16 protein-coding genes and 2 pseudogenes are annotated in these 18,466 nt (G+C 45.3%); 12 read left to right on the plus strand and 6 right to left on the minus strand.

Annotated elements, in window-relative coordinates; genetic code table 11:
* Positions 1-167 precede the first annotated feature (167 nt).
* The 9 genes and pseudogenes from GT3570_RS03455 to GT3570_RS03495 all read left to right on the plus strand — a co-directional run bounded on the left by GT3570_RS03455 (position 168) and on the right by GT3570_RS03495 (position 9,734).
* Positions 168-1,229, plus strand: a complete 1,062-nt coding sequence (locus tag GT3570_RS03455) for an ABC transporter ATP-binding protein (protein ID WP_011230226.1) — start codon at positions 168-170, stop codon at positions 1,227-1,229.
* Entirely contained in the window at positions 1,226-2,035 is an 810-nt protein-coding gene (locus GT3570_RS03460) for an ABC transporter permease (RefSeq protein ID WP_062898445.1), read from the plus strand. Before GT3570_RS03455 ends, GT3570_RS03460 begins: the two co-directional genes overlap by 4 nt.
* The gene (locus GT3570_RS03465) at positions 2,032-2,835 is read left to right on the plus strand and encodes an ABC transporter permease (protein WP_011230228.1); all 804 of its coding nucleotides are present in this window, start codon (positions 2,032-2,034) and stop codon (positions 2,833-2,835) included. Before GT3570_RS03460 ends, GT3570_RS03465 begins: the two co-directional genes overlap by 4 nt.
* Before the next feature lie 54 nt (positions 2,836-2,889).
* A complete protein-coding gene (locus tag GT3570_RS03470) occupies positions 2,890-3,909 on the plus strand; it encodes an ABC transporter substrate-binding protein (RefSeq protein WP_404811328.1) in 1,020 nt (339 codons plus the stop codon).
* 189 nt (positions 3,910-4,098) lie between these two features.
* Complete coding sequence (locus GT3570_RS03475; RefSeq protein ID WP_011230230.1) at positions 4,099-5,247, plus strand: iron-containing alcohol dehydrogenase; 1,149 nt, start codon at positions 4,099-4,101, stop codon at positions 5,245-5,247.
* A 5-nt stretch (positions 5,248-5,252) separates the two neighbouring features.
* Positions 5,253-5,549: pseudogene (locus GT3570_RS03480) on the plus strand (histidine kinase); the annotation flags it as partial.
* A 119-nt stretch (positions 5,550-5,668) separates the two neighbouring features.
* Positions 5,669-6,856, plus strand: a complete 1,188-nt coding sequence (locus tag GT3570_RS03485) for an IS701 family transposase (RefSeq protein ID WP_015864904.1) — start codon at positions 5,669-5,671, stop codon at positions 6,854-6,856.
* Between the two features lie 64 nt (positions 6,857-6,920).
* A pseudogene (locus GT3570_RS03490) lies at positions 6,921-8,267 on the plus strand (ATP-binding protein); the annotation flags it as partial.
* Positions 8,268-8,279: 12 nt separating this feature from the next.
* A complete protein-coding gene (locus tag GT3570_RS03495) occupies positions 8,280-9,734 on the plus strand; it encodes a sigma-54-dependent transcriptional regulator (protein ID WP_062898448.1) in 1,455 nt (484 codons plus the stop codon).
* A gap of 35 nt (positions 9,735-9,769) precedes the next feature.
* On the opposite strand, the gene adh is transcribed toward GT3570_RS03495, so the two are convergent.
* Together adh and adhP are read right to left on the minus strand one after the other, a co-directional pair.
* Positions 9,770-11,287: an aldehyde dehydrogenase gene (gene adh / locus GT3570_RS03500; RefSeq protein WP_062898449.1), complete on the minus strand. Its 1,518-nt coding sequence runs from the start codon at positions 11,285-11,287 to the stop codon at positions 9,770-9,772.
* A 326-nt stretch (positions 11,288-11,613) separates the two neighbouring features.
* On the minus strand, positions 11,614-12,624 hold the full coding sequence (gene adhP / locus GT3570_RS03505; protein ID WP_011230234.1) for an alcohol dehydrogenase AdhP: 1,011 nt from the start codon (positions 12,622-12,624) through the stop codon (positions 11,614-11,616).
* Positions 12,625-12,721: 97 nt separating this feature from the next.
* Between adhP and GT3570_RS18400 the strand changes: the two genes are divergently transcribed.
* Positions 12,722-12,967: a phospholipase D-like domain-containing protein gene (locus GT3570_RS18400; RefSeq protein ID WP_128082655.1), complete on the plus strand. Its 246-nt coding sequence runs from the start codon at positions 12,722-12,724 to the stop codon at positions 12,965-12,967.
* A gap of 114 nt (positions 12,968-13,081) precedes the next feature.
* Complete coding sequence (locus GT3570_RS03510; RefSeq protein ID WP_062898450.1) at positions 13,082-13,402, plus strand: hypothetical protein; 321 nt, start codon at positions 13,082-13,084, stop codon at positions 13,400-13,402.
* Between the two features lie 124 nt (positions 13,403-13,526).
* On the opposite strand, the gene GT3570_RS03515 is transcribed toward GT3570_RS03510, so the two are convergent.
* The 4 genes from GT3570_RS03515 to pdxR all read right to left on the minus strand — a co-directional run bounded on the left by GT3570_RS03515 (position 13,527) and on the right by pdxR (position 17,709).
* Positions 13,527-14,030 (minus strand): DUF1572 domain-containing protein, encoded by a 504-nt coding sequence (locus GT3570_RS03515; protein ID WP_011230237.1) that lies wholly within the window; start codon positions 14,028-14,030, stop codon positions 13,527-13,529.
* 360 nt (positions 14,031-14,390) lie between these two features.
* A complete protein-coding gene (locus GT3570_RS03520; RefSeq protein WP_223812640.1) occupies positions 14,391-15,170 on the minus strand; it encodes an ABC transporter permease in 780 nt (259 codons plus the stop codon).
* A gap of 4 nt (positions 15,171-15,174) precedes the next feature.
* Positions 15,175-15,900, minus strand: a complete 726-nt coding sequence (locus GT3570_RS03525; protein WP_011230240.1) for an ABC transporter ATP-binding protein — start codon at positions 15,898-15,900, stop codon at positions 15,175-15,177.
* Between the two features lie 429 nt (positions 15,901-16,329).
* Positions 16,330-17,709: a MocR-like pyridoxine biosynthesis transcription factor PdxR gene (pdxR, locus tag GT3570_RS03530; protein ID WP_011230241.1), complete on the minus strand. Its 1,380-nt coding sequence runs from the start codon at positions 17,707-17,709 to the stop codon at positions 16,330-16,332.
* A 119-nt stretch (positions 17,710-17,828) separates the two neighbouring features.
* Here pdxR and GT3570_RS03535 point away from each other — a divergent pair, with 119 nt between their 5' ends.
* Entirely contained in the window at positions 17,829-18,437 is a 609-nt protein-coding gene (locus GT3570_RS03535; RefSeq protein ID WP_011230242.1) for an FMN-binding negative transcriptional regulator, read from the plus strand.
* Positions 18,438-18,466 lie beyond the last annotated feature (29 nt).

Below are 18,466 nucleotides of genomic sequence, written 5' to 3' on the forward strand. Positions count from 1 at the left end.
GAAAACGGGCGGTATGTTGCCTTATCAATTGCATCATCGACCATTTTTCGCTTCTTAAGCATTGGCATGGGTGGGAAGACCGTTCAACGATCGTTTTGTCATTGCACTTTCATTGTCTCTATGTTCTAATTAGGAATGATGGAGATGAAGAAGACGGGGGGCTGGAAGTGAACGGGGAAGAGATCATCCGCTTCGAGCGAGTGACGAAGGAATACGACGGAACGGTCGTATTGGATGACGTCAGTTTTGCGATGGAGCGCGGGAAGTTTTATACGCTGCTTGGCCCGTCAGGGTGCGGGAAGACGACGATTTTGCGGCTGATTGCCGGGTTTATCGAACCGACGGAAGGAACGATTTATTTCCACGGGAAGCCGATTCAAAACGTCCCGCCGAACAAACGGCAAGTCAACACTGTCTTTCAAGACTATGCGTTGTTTCCTCACCTCGATGTGTTTGAAAACGTGGCATTTGGCTTGCGCGTGAAAAAGATGAAAGAAGCGGACATCCGCCAAAAAGTGAGCGAAGCGCTCCGGTTTGTCAACTTGGAAGGCTATGAGCGCCGCCGCATTCAAGAGATGTCCGGCGGCCAACGCCAGCGCGTCGCCATTGCCCGGGCGATTGTCAATGAACCTGAGGTGTTGCTCTTGGATGAACCGCTGTCAGCCTTGGATTTGAAATTGCGCACGGAAATGCAGTATGAATTGCGTGAGCTCCAACGTCGATTGGGCATTACGTTTATTTTTGTCACGCATGACCAAGAAGAAGCGCTGGCGATGTCCGATTACATTTTTGTTCTGAATAAAGGGAAAATTCAGCAGTTCGGGACGCCGAAAGACATTTACGACGAGCCCATCAACCGATTCGTCGCCGATTTCATCGGGGAATCGAACATTTTGTCGGGGCGCATGATCGACGATTTCCTCGTCGAATTTGCCGGCAAACAGTTTGCGTGTGTTGACCGCGGCTTCGCGCCAAACGAACCGGTCGATGTCGTCATCCGCCCGGAAGATTTGGAGCTCGCGGCGCCGGAAGACGGGCAGATCGTCATCCGCGTCGATTCGCTCTTATTCCGCGGTGTCCATTATGAAATTTGCGGCTATGACGAAAACGGCAACGAATGGCTTGTCCATTCGACGAAAAAGGCGGAAGTCGGGGAAACGGTCGGCCTCCGTTTTGAACCGGAAGCGATTCACGTCATGCGAGTCGAAAGGGAGGATGAGGGCGCATGACGGAACGGGCGTGGCGAAACTGGTATTTAATCCCTTATGGCATTTGGTTGGTGTTGTTTGTCATCGCTCCGATCGTCTTTTTATTATATGAATCGTTTTTGGATATAGACGGACATTGGACGGTGGCGAATTATGAAAACGTGTTGACGCCCATTTATTTAAAAATGATGGCGTATTCGTTTTGGTACGCGTTTTTGATTACTCTTGTGTCGCTGTTGATTGGCTATCCGACCGCCTATTGGCTGACAAAGACGAGGCACAAGCAGTTATGGCTGTTGTTGCTCATCTTGCCGATGTGGGTGAATTTGCTGCTGAAGGTGTATGCGTTTTTAGGGCTGCTCGGCACGTACGGGCTGGCCAACGCCCTGTTGCAGACGCTTGGCATTGGAGCGCGGCAGCTGTTGTTTACCGATTTCAGTTTTGTGTTTGTGTCGGTGTACATTTTTATTCCGTTTATGGTGCTGCCGATTTTCAACGCGCTGGAGGAGCTGCCGCCATCGCTTGTCGATGCCGCCCGCGATTTAGGCGCTTCAGCGTGGACGACGTTCCGCCGCGTCGTTTTCCCGCTCACGCTTAGTGGGGTGAAGGCCGGCTGCCAAGCGGTGTTCATCCCGTCGTTGTCGTTGTTTATGATTACGCGCCTTGTCGCTGGCAACCGCGTCATTACGCTCGGCACCGCCATTGAGCAGCATTTTCTTGTCACCCAAAACTGGGGAATGGGGGCGACGATCGCTGTTGTGTTAATGATCGCGATGGCGGTCATCGTCATCCTGACAGGAAGCGGAAGAAAAGAGGGAAGCCGATGAAACGGATGCAGGCATGGGGACGTGTGTACTTGTTAGTCGTGTTTGCCGTGATGTATATGCCGATTGTGTATTTGATGTATTATTCCTTCAACAGCGGCGGGGCGATGCACGATTTTCAATCGTTCACGCTCAAGTGGTACCGCGACGTGCTGTCCGACGACCGCTTGCTCATCATCGTTTTGAATACAATCGTCGTCGCGCTGCTGTCGGCGGCGGTTGCGACGATACTTGGGGTCATCGGGGCGCTCGCCGTTTACTATGTCAAGCGGCAACGGACGAAAAACGCTCTTCTCGCCCTCAACAACGTGCTGATCGTCAGCCCCGATGTCATCATCGGCGCTTCGTTTTTGCTGCTGTTTACAATCGCTGGCATCAAGCTCGGCTTTACGTCCGTGCTGTTGTCTCATATCGCGTTCAGCGTGCCGATTGTCGTGTTGATGGTGCTGCCGAAACTGGAAGAAATGAGCCCGACGCTGATTGATGCGGCTAGAGATTTAGGAGCCAGTCATTGGCAAGTGCTGTCCGGTGTGGTGCTGCCGTTTTTGGCTCCGAGCATATGGGCGGGCTTTTTCATGGCGCTCACGTATTCGCTCGATGACTTTGCCGTGACCTTTTTTGTCACGGGAAATGGGTTCTCGACGCTGTCCGTGGAAATTTATTCGCGGGCGCGCCAAGGCATTTCCTTGTCGATCAACGCATTGTCGACGCTTCTGTTTTTATTTACCATGCTGCTCGTCATCGGCTATTACGTGCTCAGCCAAAAAGGCGGCCGCTTGTACGGGATAGGGGGGCGAAAGTAGGTGAGACGGCTTGTCCAAGGATTTGCGGCCGTGTTCATCGCCGCGTTCGTCCTGATGTTTGTCACTCATCGGCTGAACGAAGCGGAAGGGTACGGCGGAGGCAAAACGGTGACGGTCTACAACTGGGGCGATTACATTGACCCCGCGCTCGTTCGCGAATTTGAAAAAGAGACAGGGTGGAAAGTGATTTACCAAACGTTTGATTCCAATGAGGCGATGATGGCGAAAATCGCCCAAGGCGGGGCGACGTTTGACGTCGCCGTTCCATCCGATTACGCCATCAGCAAAATGATCGAGGAAAACTTGCTGTTGCCGCTCGATCACGACAAGCTGCCGAATTTACAATATATCGAACCGCGGTTCCTCAACTTGCCGTTTGACCCGCACAACCGGTATTCAGTGCCGTATTTTTGGGGAACGGTCGGCATCGTCTACAACCGCGAGATGCTTGGCGGCAAGACCATCACAAGCTGGAACGACTTATGGGATCCGAACTTGCGCAATCAAATTTTGCTTGTCGACGGAGCGCGCGAAGTGATGGGGATGGCGTTAAACAGCCTCGGCTATTCGCTTAACGATACGAACAAAGCCCATTTGCAAGAAGCAAAGCGGAAACTCGATCGACTCATGCCGAATGTGAAGGCGATTGTCGGCGATGAAATCAAGCTGCTTCTCGCGAATGAAGAGGCGGCCATTGGCGTCGTTTGGTCGGGTGATGCGGCGGAAATCATCGCCGAAAACGACAAGCTCGACTATGTCGTGCCGAAAGAAGGATCCAACCTATGGTTTGACAACATGGTCATTCCGAAAACAGCGAAAAACATCGAAGGAGCGCACGCGTTTATCAATTTTATGCTCGACCCGAAACACGCGGCGCAAAACGCCGAGTATGTCGGCTATTCGACGCCGAATCGCGCGGCGCTTCGCTATTTGCCAAAAGACATCGCGGCCGATCGGCGCTTTTACCCCGATTTGGATTCAGCGAGGCATCTCGAAGTGTACGAAAACTTAGGAAAACACATGCTCGCCTACTACAACGAGCTGTTTTTGGAGTTTAAGATGCAGCAAAAATAAACAAACGAAGCAGCGTTCTATCGGCGAAGCGAGCGTACGCCTTCATTCACGAGGGTTGGCGCTCGCTTTCTCATTTCTCCTTCTCCTGCAGAAAATCAGGAGGATTTCTCATCCGGGATGTCGAATGAGTGCTTAAAACATAAGGTTGTTGAGCAATAAAATGCAGATGGCCAATAAGGGGGCACGAGGATGAACATTCATAAGTTCGTGATGCCCGAAGTGATTTTTGGTAACGGTTCCATTCATCAAGTAGGGGAAAGTTGTCTAAGGCTTGGTGCGACAAATGTGTTGATTGTCAGCGATCCAGGTGTTACGGAAGCTGGTTGGCTCGATGTTGTCATTAAGAGTTGCAGGCAAGTAGGATTAAAATACACGACATTTTGTGATGTAACAATAAATCCAAAGGACGAAGAAGTAAAAAAAGGCTGTGAAGCATATCTTGAGAATGAATGCGATGCTATCATTGGAATCGGTGGAGGCAGTTCTATTGATGCCGCAAAGGCTGTCGCCATTCTTGCTACAAACGGGGGACAAATTCATGAATATGAGGGAGTGGATAAAATTCAATTGCCCCTTCCTCCTCAAGTGATGGTTCCAACAACAGCAGGGTCAGGATCAGAAGTATCCCAATTTTCTGTTATTGTTAATACAAAAGAGAAAAAAAAGATGACGATCATTTCCCGATCTCTTATTCCTGATATTGCAATTATTGATCCAGAAACATTGTCGACAAAAAGCGCTCATTTAACTGCCTCAACAGGATTAGATGTTTTAACGCATGGCATTGAGGCGTATGTAAGTCTAGCAGCTACACCGCTTACAGACGTTCAAGCTCAAAACGCTATTTCTTTAGTAGGAAAATATTTGCGCCCTTCTGTCGCCTCTAAAATCAACCAAGAGGCAAAAACCAATATGGCAATGGCGAGTTTGCAGGCAGGATTGGCTTTTTCTAACGCGATTTTAGGCGCTGTTCATGCAATGTCCCATGCTGTCGGGGGAAGGTATCCTCTTCTTCATGGGGATATAAACTCTATATTGCTTCCGCATGTGATGGAGTTCAATCTGTTGGCGAATCCGAAAAAATTTGCTGATATTGCTTGTTTTCTCGGAATGGATACTCGTGGCATGTCTTATATGGAAGCGGGAAGAAAAACAATTGAATATGTAAAACAATTGGCAGAGGATATTGGGGTGCCACAGCGATTATCTGATATAGGAGTGAAACAAGAAGAAATACGGAAAATGAGTTTGGTTGCCTTTCATGACGCATGTATGATCACCAACCCTCGTGATATCACTGTAGAAGAAATTGAAGGAATATTCAGAAAGGCGTGGTAAACAAAATGAATGACCGGCAACAGCTCATTAGCCTTTTAACAGGAGTTCAATCTTCGAAAAAAAGTTATTACACAGAATTAAAAAAGATGGTGATAGAGTTAAAAAAGAAAAATATGCAGTTGGAGATTATTAACGATATTACCAAAAGTTTTAATATTGATATGTCAATGGATGAAATGTTAAAAAATAGTATAGATAAATTGAAAACAATTTTTCCAGTGGAACGAATCAGCTTATCGTTATGTGAAAATCATAAATTAGTGTTAACAAATGTATATCCCGCTCACTCTTTGTATTTTCCTACTGTAGATGAGCAAATTCACTGACATAAATTGACAACTAAACAAAAAAGGAGACATGAACCCGATTCCTTGGTTAGAATAGATGTACCACCAACTATCCACAAGGAGGTTCATGTCTCATGAATAGATTAGCACATCACCAAGGAATCCACAAGTTTTTCTTCACGCTGGGGTTGACGCTGCAGCTTTCCAAACCGGTCATCAAGCATCTCATTCATATTGTCGATGCCTTGACCACCAAGGGATTCTCGGGAACATTGACTGATATTCATTACTGGAGCTTTCATCCGAATCATCGAACGACGCTCAGTCACTTTTTCACGAAAAGCCCTTGGAACGAGGAAAGGCTGCTTGGGAAGCTTCAAGAGTGGATCCTTTCCCAGGTCGAACGACTGGCCAAACGGAAGAATCAACCCCTTTTTGTTTCGATTGATGATACGATTTGCCAAAAAACGAAGCCTTCGTCACGGGCTGCGCACGCCATTCAAGGGTGCGACTGGCACTACTCGCATAAAGATCATCAATCGGTCTGGGGGCATTCGCTCGTTTGGCTGATGGTGCACACCTTCACGCAGGCGTTCCCATTTGCGTTCCGCCTGTATGACAAGAAAGCGGGAAAAAGCAAGATCGACCTGGCGATCGAGATGCTTTCCTCGCTCAAGGTGAAGCGGGCTCAGCCGGTGTATGTGCTCATGGATTCGTGGTATCCGTCCAAAAAGCTCATTGAAGCCTGCTTGAAACAGGGATTCCATGTCATCGCGATGCTCAAGACGAACCGGATTCTCTACCCGAAAGGCATCGCCATCCAAGCCAAGCAGTTCGCCCGCTATATCGAGTCCAAAGACACCCGCCTCGTCACGGTGGGGCAGGAGCGTTATCGCGTGTATCGCTATGAGGGGGCCATCCATGGCCTCGATGACGCGGTGGTGCTGCTGGCTTGGAAGGCGGATCAGCCGATGGCGCCGGAACATCTTCATTGCATCTTGAGCACCGACCGGGAACTCGGGGACGAAGACATCTTGCGTTACTACGCCCAGCGCTGGACGATCGAGTGCTTTTTCCGGCAGGCGAAAGATCAACTGAAGCTGGATGGATACCGCGTTCGCCACATTCGGGCGGTGAAACGGTATTGGGCGGTGGTGCTGTTGGCCTGCGTGTACAGCATCGCCGAATCCCGACAAAACCTCTCCACCGGGCTGGAGCTTCTTCGGTCGCGGAAAGACCACAGCGTCGTCGAGTTCATTTATGACGCTGCAAAGCAAGATATTCCCATTGATGTGATCAAAAAACAGCTCCGTATCGCGTAAGGGGTACCCTGTTTGTCTCTCTAACCATGGAAATTATTGTAATGAAAAATGCTCATCTACAGTTCCTATTGGTTTTGTTTTGCCAAAAGAGCGATCGCTCTATTGGCAAGTCATACAATCGCTCGAAAAAATTTTTTATCAAATAGAAGAGGACGAAGATTTGTATGTCGAAGTAGCTGTATATAACGCCTTGGGAATTCGCAGTGTGTTATTGATCCCCCTTATTAGCAAAGGGAAGGTGATCGGGGTACTGAGTATAGGAAGCAAGGAAAAAGTGGTGTATGATGAAGATGATCTGTCCTTTTTTCAGCAATTTTGCGACCAACTGGCAGTTTGCATTGAAAATGCCCGTCTTTATAATGAAGTACTTACCAGTAAAAAAGAATGGGAAGAAACGTTCCGTGCTGTTTCAGAAATGATATTCCTCATCGACCTAGAAGGGAATGTTTTGCGATATAACGATGCAGCTAACGAATTTTTTCAAGGTGACTTGTATAAAAAGGATATATGTAAATTGTTATCAATCAATCCGAAGGAAAGCCCGATCGTGGAAATTTTAGAAACAAAAAAACCTGTTCATCGGCGTATTCACATCCAACAGCGGGTATGTGAATTGCGTTCTTATCCCGTCTTAAATGAAAAACAAAATATGTATGCTGTTATTATGTATCTCAATGACATTACTGAAAAATTGCAGATTGAAGCCCAACTTGTTCAATCAGGAAAGTTAGCTGCAATTGGGGAAATGGCTGCTGGAATTGCGCACGAATTGAATAACCCTCTCACCGCCATTCTTGGCAATGCCCAACTGTTGTTGAGGTCTTTTTCAAAAGATGATCGTATATATAAACTGCTATTTGATATTTATTCATGCGGGAAGCGTTGTAAAACTATTATTCAAAATTTATTAACATTTTCAAGGCAAGATGAATATAGATTCGAGGACTGTTCTATAAATGATGCCGTTGAACAAGTATTAGGGTTAATTGGTGATCAAATTTGTAAACAAAATATTATTATTCAAAAAAGATTAGACGTTTCCATTGAATTGATTGAGGGAAACGTACAACAGATAAGCCAAATAGTTTTAAATTTATTAATAAATGCTAAAGATGCGCTTGAAGAGATAGATATTCCAGAGAAAATCATTGTTATAGAAACAAAGTCGATCGTTGAAGCTGGAGAGCATTGGGTTGTTCTATCGGTTCGTGACAACGGAAAAGGAATAGAAGAACAATATTTACAGGAGATTTTTAATCCATTTTTTACAACGAAGAGGCCAGGGAAGGGAACCGGACTTGGGCTGTCTGTCAGTTTAGGGATTGCTGAGGCGCATGGTGGAACGATTGAGGTGGTCAGCGAACTTGGTAAAGGAAGTGAGTTTATATTAAAACTTCCAAAAAAGAAATAAGGGGGGAGATGAGTGGGGAATATTTTAGTTATTGATGATGAAAGGGAAGTTGGGACGTTTTTCCAACATTTATTAGAAGGAAGAGGGAACAAGGTTAAGCTTGGATTTAGTGGGGAAGATTTTTTTCAGTTGATTCAACAATACAAGTTTGATCTTGCTTTCATCGATGTGAAACTTCCAGATGCAAATGGTTTAAATTTATTAAAACAGTTAAAACGCTCATGTCCTTCTTGTAAAGCTGTTGTAATGACAGGCTATAGCACAGTAAAGACAGCGGTTGAAGCGATTAAACATGGAGCAAACGCCTATATTGAAAAGCCGTTTGACGATATTGAACAGTTAGAGCGATTAATCGATGAATTATTAAGTGATGGTCCTCTTTCATCCCAAGATGATATGTATAAGCTGGCTGAGACGCTCGGTTTCATTGTTGGAACAAATAAAGAGATGAATGATTTGCTTAAATTGGCTTATAAAATTGCGAAAAAAAATGTGAACGTGTTGATTGAAGGAGAGACGGGGACTGGAAAAGAAGTGCTCGCTCATTTTATCCACAACGCGAGCATGCGCTATGACCAGCCTTTTATTGGGGTGAATTGTGGCGCTGTTTCGGAAACACTGTTAGAAAGCGAATTGTTTGGACATGAAAAAGGAGCGTTCACAGGAGCGGTAAAGGAGAAAAAGGGGATTTTTGAAATTGCTAACCGTGGCACGTTATTTTTAGATGAAATTGGAGAAGCGTCTCTCGCGACGCAAGTAAAACTGTTAAGAGTGCTAGAAACAGGGGAGTATATTCGCGTCGGGGGTGAAACGATCCGCAAAACGAATACACGCATTATTGCTGCTTCGCATGTCAATCTGGCAAAAGCGGTCGAGGAGAAGACGTTTAGAGAGGATTTATTATATAGATTAGATGTTGTGAAACTTACCATTCCTCCGCTTCGAGAGCGGCTCGAAGATCTTCCAATTTTGATTGATTATTTTTTAAAAAAACTAAATACACCTCTATCGTTTTCAGAGGACTGTATTTCCCGTATGAAACAGTATCATTGGCCGGGGAATGTGAGAGAATTGTATAATGTTGTTAAAAGGGCGATAACTCTAGCGGAAGGAGAAACAGAGGTGATCACCGTTGATTATTTGCCGGAGAAGCTTAAGGTTCCGTTGCATTTAGGGCAAGTGTCGAATAACAAGCGAAGTACAAAAGATGAAGTAGAAGACTTAGAAGCTTATTTGCAAAAATGGATGAATGGTGTGCTAGCACTATGGAAAAACAGTGATCGATTAGATCTTGAACAAGTAATATCTTCAGTGAAAGAACTAGAAACTAAAATCGGCCGATCTTTTGTAATGAAAATGTTAAAAGAAACGTTAGGAAATCGTAAAGAAGCAGCAGAGCGATTAAATATCAGCGTACGAACATTGAGATATTTATTAAAAGAAAAAGGAGCTGATCCAAAAGCGTAAACGACTTTCGGATCAGCTTTTTGTTGCTTGATTGATCAGAAAAATCCTAATGGTTTTGGATTGTAGCTAACGAGTAAATTTTTCGTTTGTTGATAGTGCGCTAACATCATATGATGGGTTTCACGGCCGATCCCAGATTGTTTATATCCTCCAAAAGCAGCATGGGCCGGATAAGCATGGTAGCAATTTGTCCAAACTCTTCCTGCCTGAATGCCTCTTCCGAAACGGTAAGCCAAGTTGATGTTTCTCGTCCATACCCCGGCACCAAGGCCGTACAACGTATCATTAGCGATCTCCAAAGCTTCCTGTTCATCTTTAAATGTTGTCACTGAGACTACTGGACCGAAAATTTCTTCTTGGAAAATACGCATTTTATTATGTCCTTTAAATACGGTTGGCTTGATATAATACCCGTTTTCGAATCCAGGGATTATGTTTTTTTCGCCGCCAATTAGGCATTCGGCGCCCTCTTGTTTTCCAATATCAATGTATGCAAGAATTTTTTCCATTTGTTCTGCTGAAGCTTGTGCTCCCATCATTGTGCTTGTATCAAGTGGATTTCCTGTTCGAATCTTTTTCACGCGTTCAAGAGCGCGCTCCATAAATTCGTCATAAATGGACTCATGGATGAGAGCACGAGAAGGGCACGTACAAACCTCGCCCTGGTTTAAAGCGAACATGACAAATCCTTCAATCGCTTTATCTAAAAAGTCATCGTCTTTTTCCATTACATCAGGAAAGAAGATGTTTGGGGATTTGCCGCCCAATTCCAGTGTAACAGGAATAATATTTTGTGAAGCGTACTGCATAATCAGCCGCCCTGTCGTTGTTTCACCGGTAAATGCGATTTTGGCGATACGTGGACTAGAAGCTAATGGTTTGCCAGCTTCTAATCCGAACCCGTTGACAACATTGAGCACTCCAGGCGGCAACAGATCACCAATCAACTCCATAAGCACCATAATCGATGCTGGAGTTTGTTCAGCTGGTTTTAGCACAATGCAGTTTCCGGCAGCAAGCGCAGGAGCAATTTTCCATGCTGCCATCAATAATGGAAAATTCCATGGGATAATTTGCCCGACAACGCCGAGTGGTTCATAAAAATGGTACGCGATCGTATCGTCGTCAATTTGGCTGATTGTTCCTTCTTGAGCGCGTATGGCTCCAGCGAAATAACGAAAATGATCGATGGCTAAAGGAAGGTCAGCGTTTAATGTTTCACGGATTGGTTTGCCGTTATCCCATGTTTCGGCAACCGCTAACATTTCTAAGTTTTCTTCCATTCGATCAGCGATTTTATTTAAAATCAACGCTCTGTCAGCCGGTGATGTTTTTCCCCAAGCTTCTTTTGCCGCGTGTGCTGCATCTAACGCCAATTCAATATCCTCAGCCTGCGAGCGTGCTACTTCACAAAATACTTCTCCTGTTATGGGTGTAATATTTTGGAAATATCGACCCGAAATAGGCAGTATCCATTCTCCGTTAATATAGTTATCGTATCTTGTTTTGAATTGAACTTTTGCATCTTTTTCGCCTGGTTTGCTGTAAATCATTTGCATTCTCCTTGTGTCATAAAGTTTCAGAAAGATGTTTAAATTAAGCTATTTTCCATTCAGATATACTCTTATGGCCATTGCGTCTTATAAAGTAGCTGCTCTTAGGGGAGGGGGAATCGTCCCCTAAGAGCTTGATATAATAGGCACCGTAATGTTTTCTAGAAAGCAGATGATAGGCGTTGTGGTGGAACAGGTCGATTTCTCAAAATGGGAAACCTTATGATATCAATCCACTCCTAAACCAAAAACAGACAATGCCGAAAAAATCGCTATTTTCCATCGTTCCTCTAGGAAATTTAGGGTTGTTCTTCTGCTGCTTTGTGTTACATTGTTAAAACAACGCGGCCATTGATTTGACCTTTTTCCATCCGTTCAAATACTTCGTTAATTTTTTCTAATGGTACCGCTTCCACAATAGGGCGAACTTTTCCGCGTGCGGCGAAATCTAGAGCTTCTTGCATATCTTTTCGTGTACCGACGATCGAACCTTTTATCGTAACGCCATTTAATACAGTGTCAAAAATAGGAATCGGCAGTTCATCGTGAGGCAGTCCAACTATGACAAGGCAGCCGCCGCGTCGCACGGATTGATAAGCTTGTTCGAACGCTTTTTTCGTTACAGCAACGCTAATAGCCGCTTGTACTCCGCCTACTTTTTCACGAATGGCTGCTACAGGGTCTTCTTGCAATCCATTGATCGTAATATCAGCACCCAACTTTGCCGCAAGTTCTGCCTTTTCATCACTGATATCAACAGCAACAACATTTAATCCCATTGCCTTGGCATATTGAAGAGCAATATGGCCCAATCCCCCGATTCCATAAATAGCGACCCATTCGCCAGGCTTGGCATTTGAAACTTTTAATGCTTTATACGTTGTGACCCCAGCACAAAGAATAGGAGCAACTTGTACGGGATCGAGGTTTTTAGGAATTCGTGCGACATAATTGGCCGGGGCTTTGCAATATTCTGCATAACTGCCATCGACAGAGTATCCACCGTTTAATTGATGTGGACAAAGTGTTTCTTGACCGCTTAAACAATATTCACATTCACCGCATGCTGAGTATAACCATGGAATGCCAACACGGTCGCCAATTTGGATTGATTTCACTCCCTCACCGATCTCAACAACAATTCCTACCCCTTCATGACCAGGAATAAGTGGAAGTTTCGGTTTTACCGGCCAATCCCCATGAGCCGCATGCAAATCGGTATGGCAGACGCCACAAGCTTCAATTTTCACAAGCACTTCGCCATATCCTAGTTTTGGTTTCTCCACTTCTTCAATTTGAAGTTTTTGCTTGAATTTGTGAACAACGGCGGCTTTCATTTCTCACCATCTCCTTATAAAGTTTTTTGGTTTCGCCTACTATGAAACGCAAAAATCGTGCCAAGTAATAATGGTGAAGAAGAGGGGGGGTGATAAAGTGAAAGAACATTTAAAACAAGCAAGTTCTCAATTTGAAAAGTCGACTTCCTCAGAATTTGCGAATAAACGGTTGGAAGAAATAAACATGCTTCAACAGCTCCTAAAGAGATTTGATAGGGGAAGCGTGCCAAGATTTCGTCCATTTTCTCCAAATGTTCGGCAATTTTGTTCGAAAATTCGAACTTATCAAATGAGTGTCCCAAAAGAGATAGGACACCTTTTCTTATTGCCGAATAACGCATGAACTCTCTGCTCGAAGATGATTGTGATGAGTGTTTGAATATTTGGAAAAAGGAAGAGGGGGAATGGAAAGAGAAGTATAAAATATTACCTCACCTTGATGAAAGGGGTCGAAAACATGCATAAACACTTGCCCATGGAAGAAGATGTGATGGATTTGCTCATTGGTGGTTTTTCCGGCGTGATGTTGGTCGCCATCATAACGGTTGTTTTTCTTTGGCGGAAGGACCGGCCGCGTCGTTCCGCATGGCATTGGATTTTTGCTCATTTTCTGCTGTTCTCTATTGCCGCCTACTTTGCATTGAGAGCAATCAAGTTTGATCTTACCCATGTGCAGTCATCTGAAGAAATCTCCCTCCTTCTTGGCAAGGCGGGGCTGGCGTGGGGAGTGGGGATGGTTTGTTTGTTGGTCGGCATTGTGAAACTTTCCAGACGATGACCACGATTTAGATCGGTATGATTGTAGAGAAACGCCAAGCTGCAAAAAAAAGCCATCCGCCTTTATCGACTGACGGTTCTGAGGGGCGGATGGCGTTTGCATGATCATTCGAATCAGAAGCTGCTTATGTTGTTTTTCGATTTCTTGGTATGGTCAGTGTTTTCCAGTTGTTTGCGTTCAGCTGTTTCGCGATATAGACGATTTGCCCGATATGATACGAATAATGGTACATTTGCCGCTCAATGGCTTCGATGACGGAATGGGGTTCGCCGCGGATCGTGACTGTCCGCAACAAATCCGTTTCTTGCAGTTCGTTCAGCGTCTGAAAGAAAGCAGACCACCCCTTTTCCCAGCAAGCCAGCACTTCTTTGCGCGTATGGAAGTCGTTGATAAACTCATCATCGCGGTTTCGGTCCGGTTTTTCCCCATCCGACGACAAAAAGTCTGTCCAGCGCGACACCATATTTCCGCTCATATGTTTGACAATGATGGCGATGCTGTTTGCCTCCTCATGAAAGCAATGGAACAGCTGTTCCTCCGAACATTGGTCCATAGCCCGTTCGGCGGTCTTTTTCATGTCAACAAAGCGTGCGCGCACCACTCGCAAATATTCTTGGCCGATGTTCATTCACACACCTCCGTCAAAGAAATGCCATCTCTTTTATTCGCCGTCGATGCTGTGATTTCTTTCTATGTGACGGCAAAAAGCAAAAAAAGCAACGCCTTGGGCGGACATGACTATGGGTCATGTTTTCGAAGCAGGCGAGTGAATAATCAGATCATAGCGGCACTCTTCGTTGCCTGTGTTCATAAATTGATGTTCGCAGGCGGCGTTGTAATAAAGAGAGTCCCCTTCGTGCAAGACGTCCGTGTTATGAAAACTCCTTTGCTTTCCCTGAGTGCGGAGGATTCATTCGGCATGGTCGCGAAAACATCCTCTCGATTTTCGCCGAAAGGGTGCGAAATGTGAGGGATAACGTCCGCTCTTTTATACGTAGCTTCCGATTTTTCCGTTTTTTCTCGCCCAATGCCATTGTTGCTTCAAGACCAATGAGCCCATGGCCAGCCATAATAGCGAGATGCCGAGAGCAGGAAAGAATACGGGCCATCCTTCATTCACTCCTTGCACGGCCCAAGAAAGGGGAGAAAAGTAGTTGAGAATATGAAACGCTGTCGGCAATAAATTTGAAGATAGAAAAAAACCTGAGAAGATTAATAAATAATAAAGCAGCACCTCGGTAACGGCTCCGACTTGTTTTAAGCGAAGGGACAGTCCTAAAATGAACACACCGATTCCCGTCATCCCGATTAGGCTTACGCCGCCAAATACGACGATCTCCGTTATCATGGATAATATTCCCGAGAGAATTTCGGAAAATCCAATCATCAAAGCCGCACAGATGAAAAAGAGCACTACCCACACGGATGATAATGCGATTTCCGCGATCACTACGCCCATTAAAACTTGCCATGGGGGAGTCTTGGTGGAAAGTACCTGCTCTGCCGTGCCGAGATACGCTTCCTCGATCACCGTGTTGCCGAGCTTTGAGATCAAATGAGCGCTTAAGTACCAAAGGCTGAAACCGAACAGTTTGAGCGTCGCTTCCTTTCCGGTTTGTATCGGGCTTGCGTACAGCGTACCGAGAAAAAAGACAAATTTAATGATAAGGCCAACGGTAAAATCGAACCAATACCGACGATACTCTGCCCTTTTTTTCAAAAAGGAAGCCAATACTACATTCAAGATTTGCAGGGGCAACCGACTCACCTCCTTAGACGGATAGGTTGGAACGAATAGCGGCCAAAAAATGAGTTTCAAGGTCGGCTGGAGTTGAAAAATGTTCTTTCGTGCCGCTCCAAACGATTTTTCCGCCTTGAATAAAGACAAACTTATTTCCAACGGCGTGGGCAAAAGGAATGTCGTGGGTGGTGATGAGAACGGCTTTCCACCATTGGTTTTCTTCCGTTAACATGGTTCGGATATGATGTTGCGACTCAACATCAAGGCCAAGAGTTGGCTCATCAAGGAACAAAAACGGCGCTCCTTTCATTAAGGCGATCGCAAATGCCAGTTTTTGTTTCATCCCACGTGAAAGGGTTTGGGTAAGACGCTCAGCGTATGGGGTTAGATTCAACACGGCCATCATTCGTTCGGCTCTTCGTTTTGCTTCAGCACGACTCCATTTGTTCAGCAAGCCGAAGTATAAGAGATTTTCCAAAACAGTTAAATAAGAATAGGAGTTGTCAGCTTCTTCAAATACGACCGCAATCGACTCGCGCGCTTCATCTGGATGGCGGACAACATCTACTCCATTGACATAGATGCTGCCGCTGTCTGGTGCAGTAAGCCCGATGATGCATCTTATTAAAGTAGTTTTTCCGGCTCCATTCGGCCCTAAAAGAATAAGTCGATCCCCTTCAACCAGTTCAAGGGAAACATTATGTAATACTTGGCGGTTTGGCGGATAGATTTTGTTTACGTCTTGCACGGCAATCATTTTTTTCTACCCTTTCCATTTAATAAGCTAGGGTGGTCTTGAAAAATCTTGAGGACCACCCGAAAGGATTATTACCAACTCGCTGGGACTTGAGACGGAGCATGTTTTAGTATGTCGTCACTTGTTGGAATAGGAGGGACCACAGTAAGAGAACCATGTCCTTCCAGTCGATAGAAAAGCTCTGTAGAAATACTGGTGGAAAGTTCAATAGCTATATCAATTTTGCACCACATATTAAATGGTCTATGATTTTTTCCACCCATATTCTCTTTCCCCTTTCTTTTTCAAACTTAAGTGTATTATACAAAAAAACAAAAAAATGTAAATATTTAAAATTAACGTGACATTAGAAACCGATCAAAAATACACGCCAAGACAGGGATTCCGTGAGCTTGTGTAAAAAGAGGGGCGTTTTCCGTGAAGTCGTCGTCAACACCATGCTTTTTTGAGCAGTTTTACTCCAAGCTCAATATCCTCGAGCGACAAGCCGCTAAAACCAAGCTTGATCATGGGTCGGTCTGGCCGTTGGTTCACAAAATAGCGCGAAGTGGGATACACTTTTACCCCACACGATAGGGCGCGTTGAAGTAGCTGTTCTTCTGAACAATCGGAATGAACTTTGATTAACACGTATAAACCGGACTGTTCGCCAATAATGGAGATCATATCCCCAAATGCTTTTCGCAGTAGTGATGTTAAATGCTCCATTTTTCGTTTGTACACGAGGCGCATGCGTTTAATATGGCGGCCCCATTCCCCCTCCTCCATAAATTTGGCCATCGCCAATTGGCTGAGGATGGACGCAGTGCTTTCGAAAAGGCGAAACTGCTGCTGATAACGGTACAAAAGCGACGGCGGCAACACCATGTAGCTTAAGCGAATCCCAGGCAGAAACGATTTTGAGAAATTGCCCAGATAAATGACTTTTGTGGAATCAATGGAAGCAAGAGCAGGAAACGGCTTTTGCGTGTAACGGAATTCGCTGTCGTAATCGTCCTCGATAATATAGCCATCGACGTTGTTCACCCATTGAATGAGCCTGTGCCGTTGCTGGATCGGCATGCTGACTCCCATCGGGCTTTGATGTGAAGGGGTGACATAGATGAGCCGCGATCGCCTGTTCTCGAGCGGTGAAAGATCGATGACGGTTTCGGAAACAGGCACCGTTTCCAGCTGAAAGCGGTGAAACAAAAACGCTTCTCTGGCGCCGTCATAACCAGGGTCTTCGACGATCACGCTGTTGAATTCATCTTTTAGAATATAGCCAAGGGAGAGAAGCATTTGCTGCGTGCTGCTTCCGATGATGATGGCGTTTGGCTCTGTGATCACCCCGCGGGATTCGAGAAGGTAGATGGCGATTTGCTTGCGCAAGCATAATTCCCCAAACGGATCCCCATAGCGGAAACATCCTTTGGCCGTCAATACTTGATTGGAAATTCTTCTCCATGCTTTAACGGGAAAATGATCGGCATCGACGGTATCGGCGCGAAAATCGACAACAACGGACGTTGCTGCTTCCCTTGCCGATTGGCGTGCAGAAATGCGGGCTTTTGGAATGAAAAGAGGTTCCACTTCATTGGCAAAATACCCTTTTCGTTTTTCCGCGCGAATATATCCTTCCGCTACCAGCTGTTCGTAAGCCATTAAAGTTGTGTTCCGGCTGACATTCAATGATTCGGCGAGTTGGCGAATGGAAGGTAGCGGCTCATTGGCTTGAATGTCGCCTTGTTCAATCAATGATTTCAATTTTTCGTAGATTTGCTTGTATTTAGGCGAGCCGTCCTTCAAGTCAAAAATGATCGTCTTCATGTTCATCCTCCTGACATGTTTATTTTTTTGTTATTGTCACTTTTTTTATGTCAGTTTTGATTATATTATACATTGTGAAGAATGGAATGCTGTAATTGAAAAGATGGGGGAGAGGACTGATGTATATTCCGAAGCATTTTGCCATCAACGATATGTCTGTCGTCTATGAGGTGATCGAGGAGAACAGTTTTGCCACCTTGGTGTCGATGCATCAAGGGGAGCTGTTTGCTACCCATTTGCCGCTGTTGCTCGATCGGGAGAAAACGTGTTTGTACGGCCATTTTGCCCGTTCTAATCCGCAATGGAACGACATTCAACGTCAGACGGTCTTGGCGATTTTCCACGGTCCGCATTGTTATATTTCTCCTTCCTGGTATGAAACGAACCAGGCGGTGCCAACATGGAATTATGTGAATGTCCATGTGTACGGGAACGTGGAGTTGATCGACGATGAAGAAGAAATCATGCAGTCGCTGCACGATATGGTAGAAAAATACGAAGCGCCGGGCAGCCGTTACCAGCTGTCAGAGGTCGATGCCGGGATGCTGTCCGGCATGAACAAAGGAATTCAAGCCTTCAAAATCATCATCAAGCGAATCGAGGGAAAAGCCAAGTTAAGCCAAAATCATCCTGCATACCGACAAGAACGGATCATCAAGCAACTCGAGCAAATGCCATTTGAAAACGAAAAGCGAATCGCTTCCCTGATGAAAAAGCAACAGCAGTGAAATAGAAAATGAAGGAGTGAGATGTGAGG

The sequence above is a fragment of the Geobacillus thermoleovorans genome, assembly GCF_001610955.1.
In the GTDB taxonomy this organism is placed as follows: domain Bacteria; phylum Bacillota; class Bacilli; order Bacillales; family Anoxybacillaceae; genus Geobacillus; species Geobacillus thermoleovorans.

Bases quoted from the DNA above. Each gene is read 5' to 3' on its own strand.
- GT3570_RS03460 (WP_062898445.1), top strand. From the start codon at position 1,226: ATGACGGAACGGGCGTGGCGAAACTGGTATTTAATCCCTTATGGCATT.
- GT3570_RS03465 (WP_011230228.1), top strand. From the start codon at position 2,032: ATGAAACGGATGCAGGCATGGGGACGTGTGTACTTGTTAGTCGTGTTT.
- GT3570_RS03470 (WP_404811328.1), top strand. From the start codon at position 2,890: ATGTTTGTCACTCATCGGCTGAACGAAGCGGAAGGGTACGGCGGAGGC.
- GT3570_RS03475 (WP_011230230.1), top strand. From the start codon at position 4,099: ATGAACATTCATAAGTTCGTGATGCCCGAAGTGATTTTTGGTAACGGT.
- GT3570_RS03485 (WP_015864904.1), top strand. From the start codon at position 5,669: ATGAATAGATTAGCACATCACCAAGGAATCCACAAGTTTTTCTTCACG.
- adh (WP_062898449.1), bottom strand. From the start codon at position 11,287: ATGATTTACAGCAAACCAGGCGAAAAAGATGCAAAAGTTCAATTCAAA.
- adhP (WP_011230234.1), bottom strand. From the start codon at position 12,624: ATGAAAGCCGCCGTTGTTCACAAATTCAAGCAAAAACTTCAAATTGAA.
- GT3570_RS03510 (WP_062898450.1), top strand. From the start codon at position 13,082: ATGCATAAACACTTGCCCATGGAAGAAGATGTGATGGATTTGCTCATT.
- GT3570_RS03515 (WP_011230237.1), bottom strand. From the start codon at position 14,030: ATGAACATCGGCCAAGAATATTTGCGAGTGGTGCGCGCACGCTTTGTT.
- GT3570_RS03525 (WP_011230240.1), bottom strand. From the start codon at position 15,900: ATGATTGCCGTGCAAGACGTAAACAAAATCTATCCGCCAAACCGCCAA.
- pdxR (WP_011230241.1), bottom strand. From the start codon at position 17,709: ATGAAGACGATCATTTTTGACTTGAAGGACGGCTCGCCTAAATACAAG.
- GT3570_RS03535 (WP_011230242.1), top strand. From the start codon at position 17,829: ATGTATATTCCGAAGCATTTTGCCATCAACGATATGTCTGTCGTCTAT.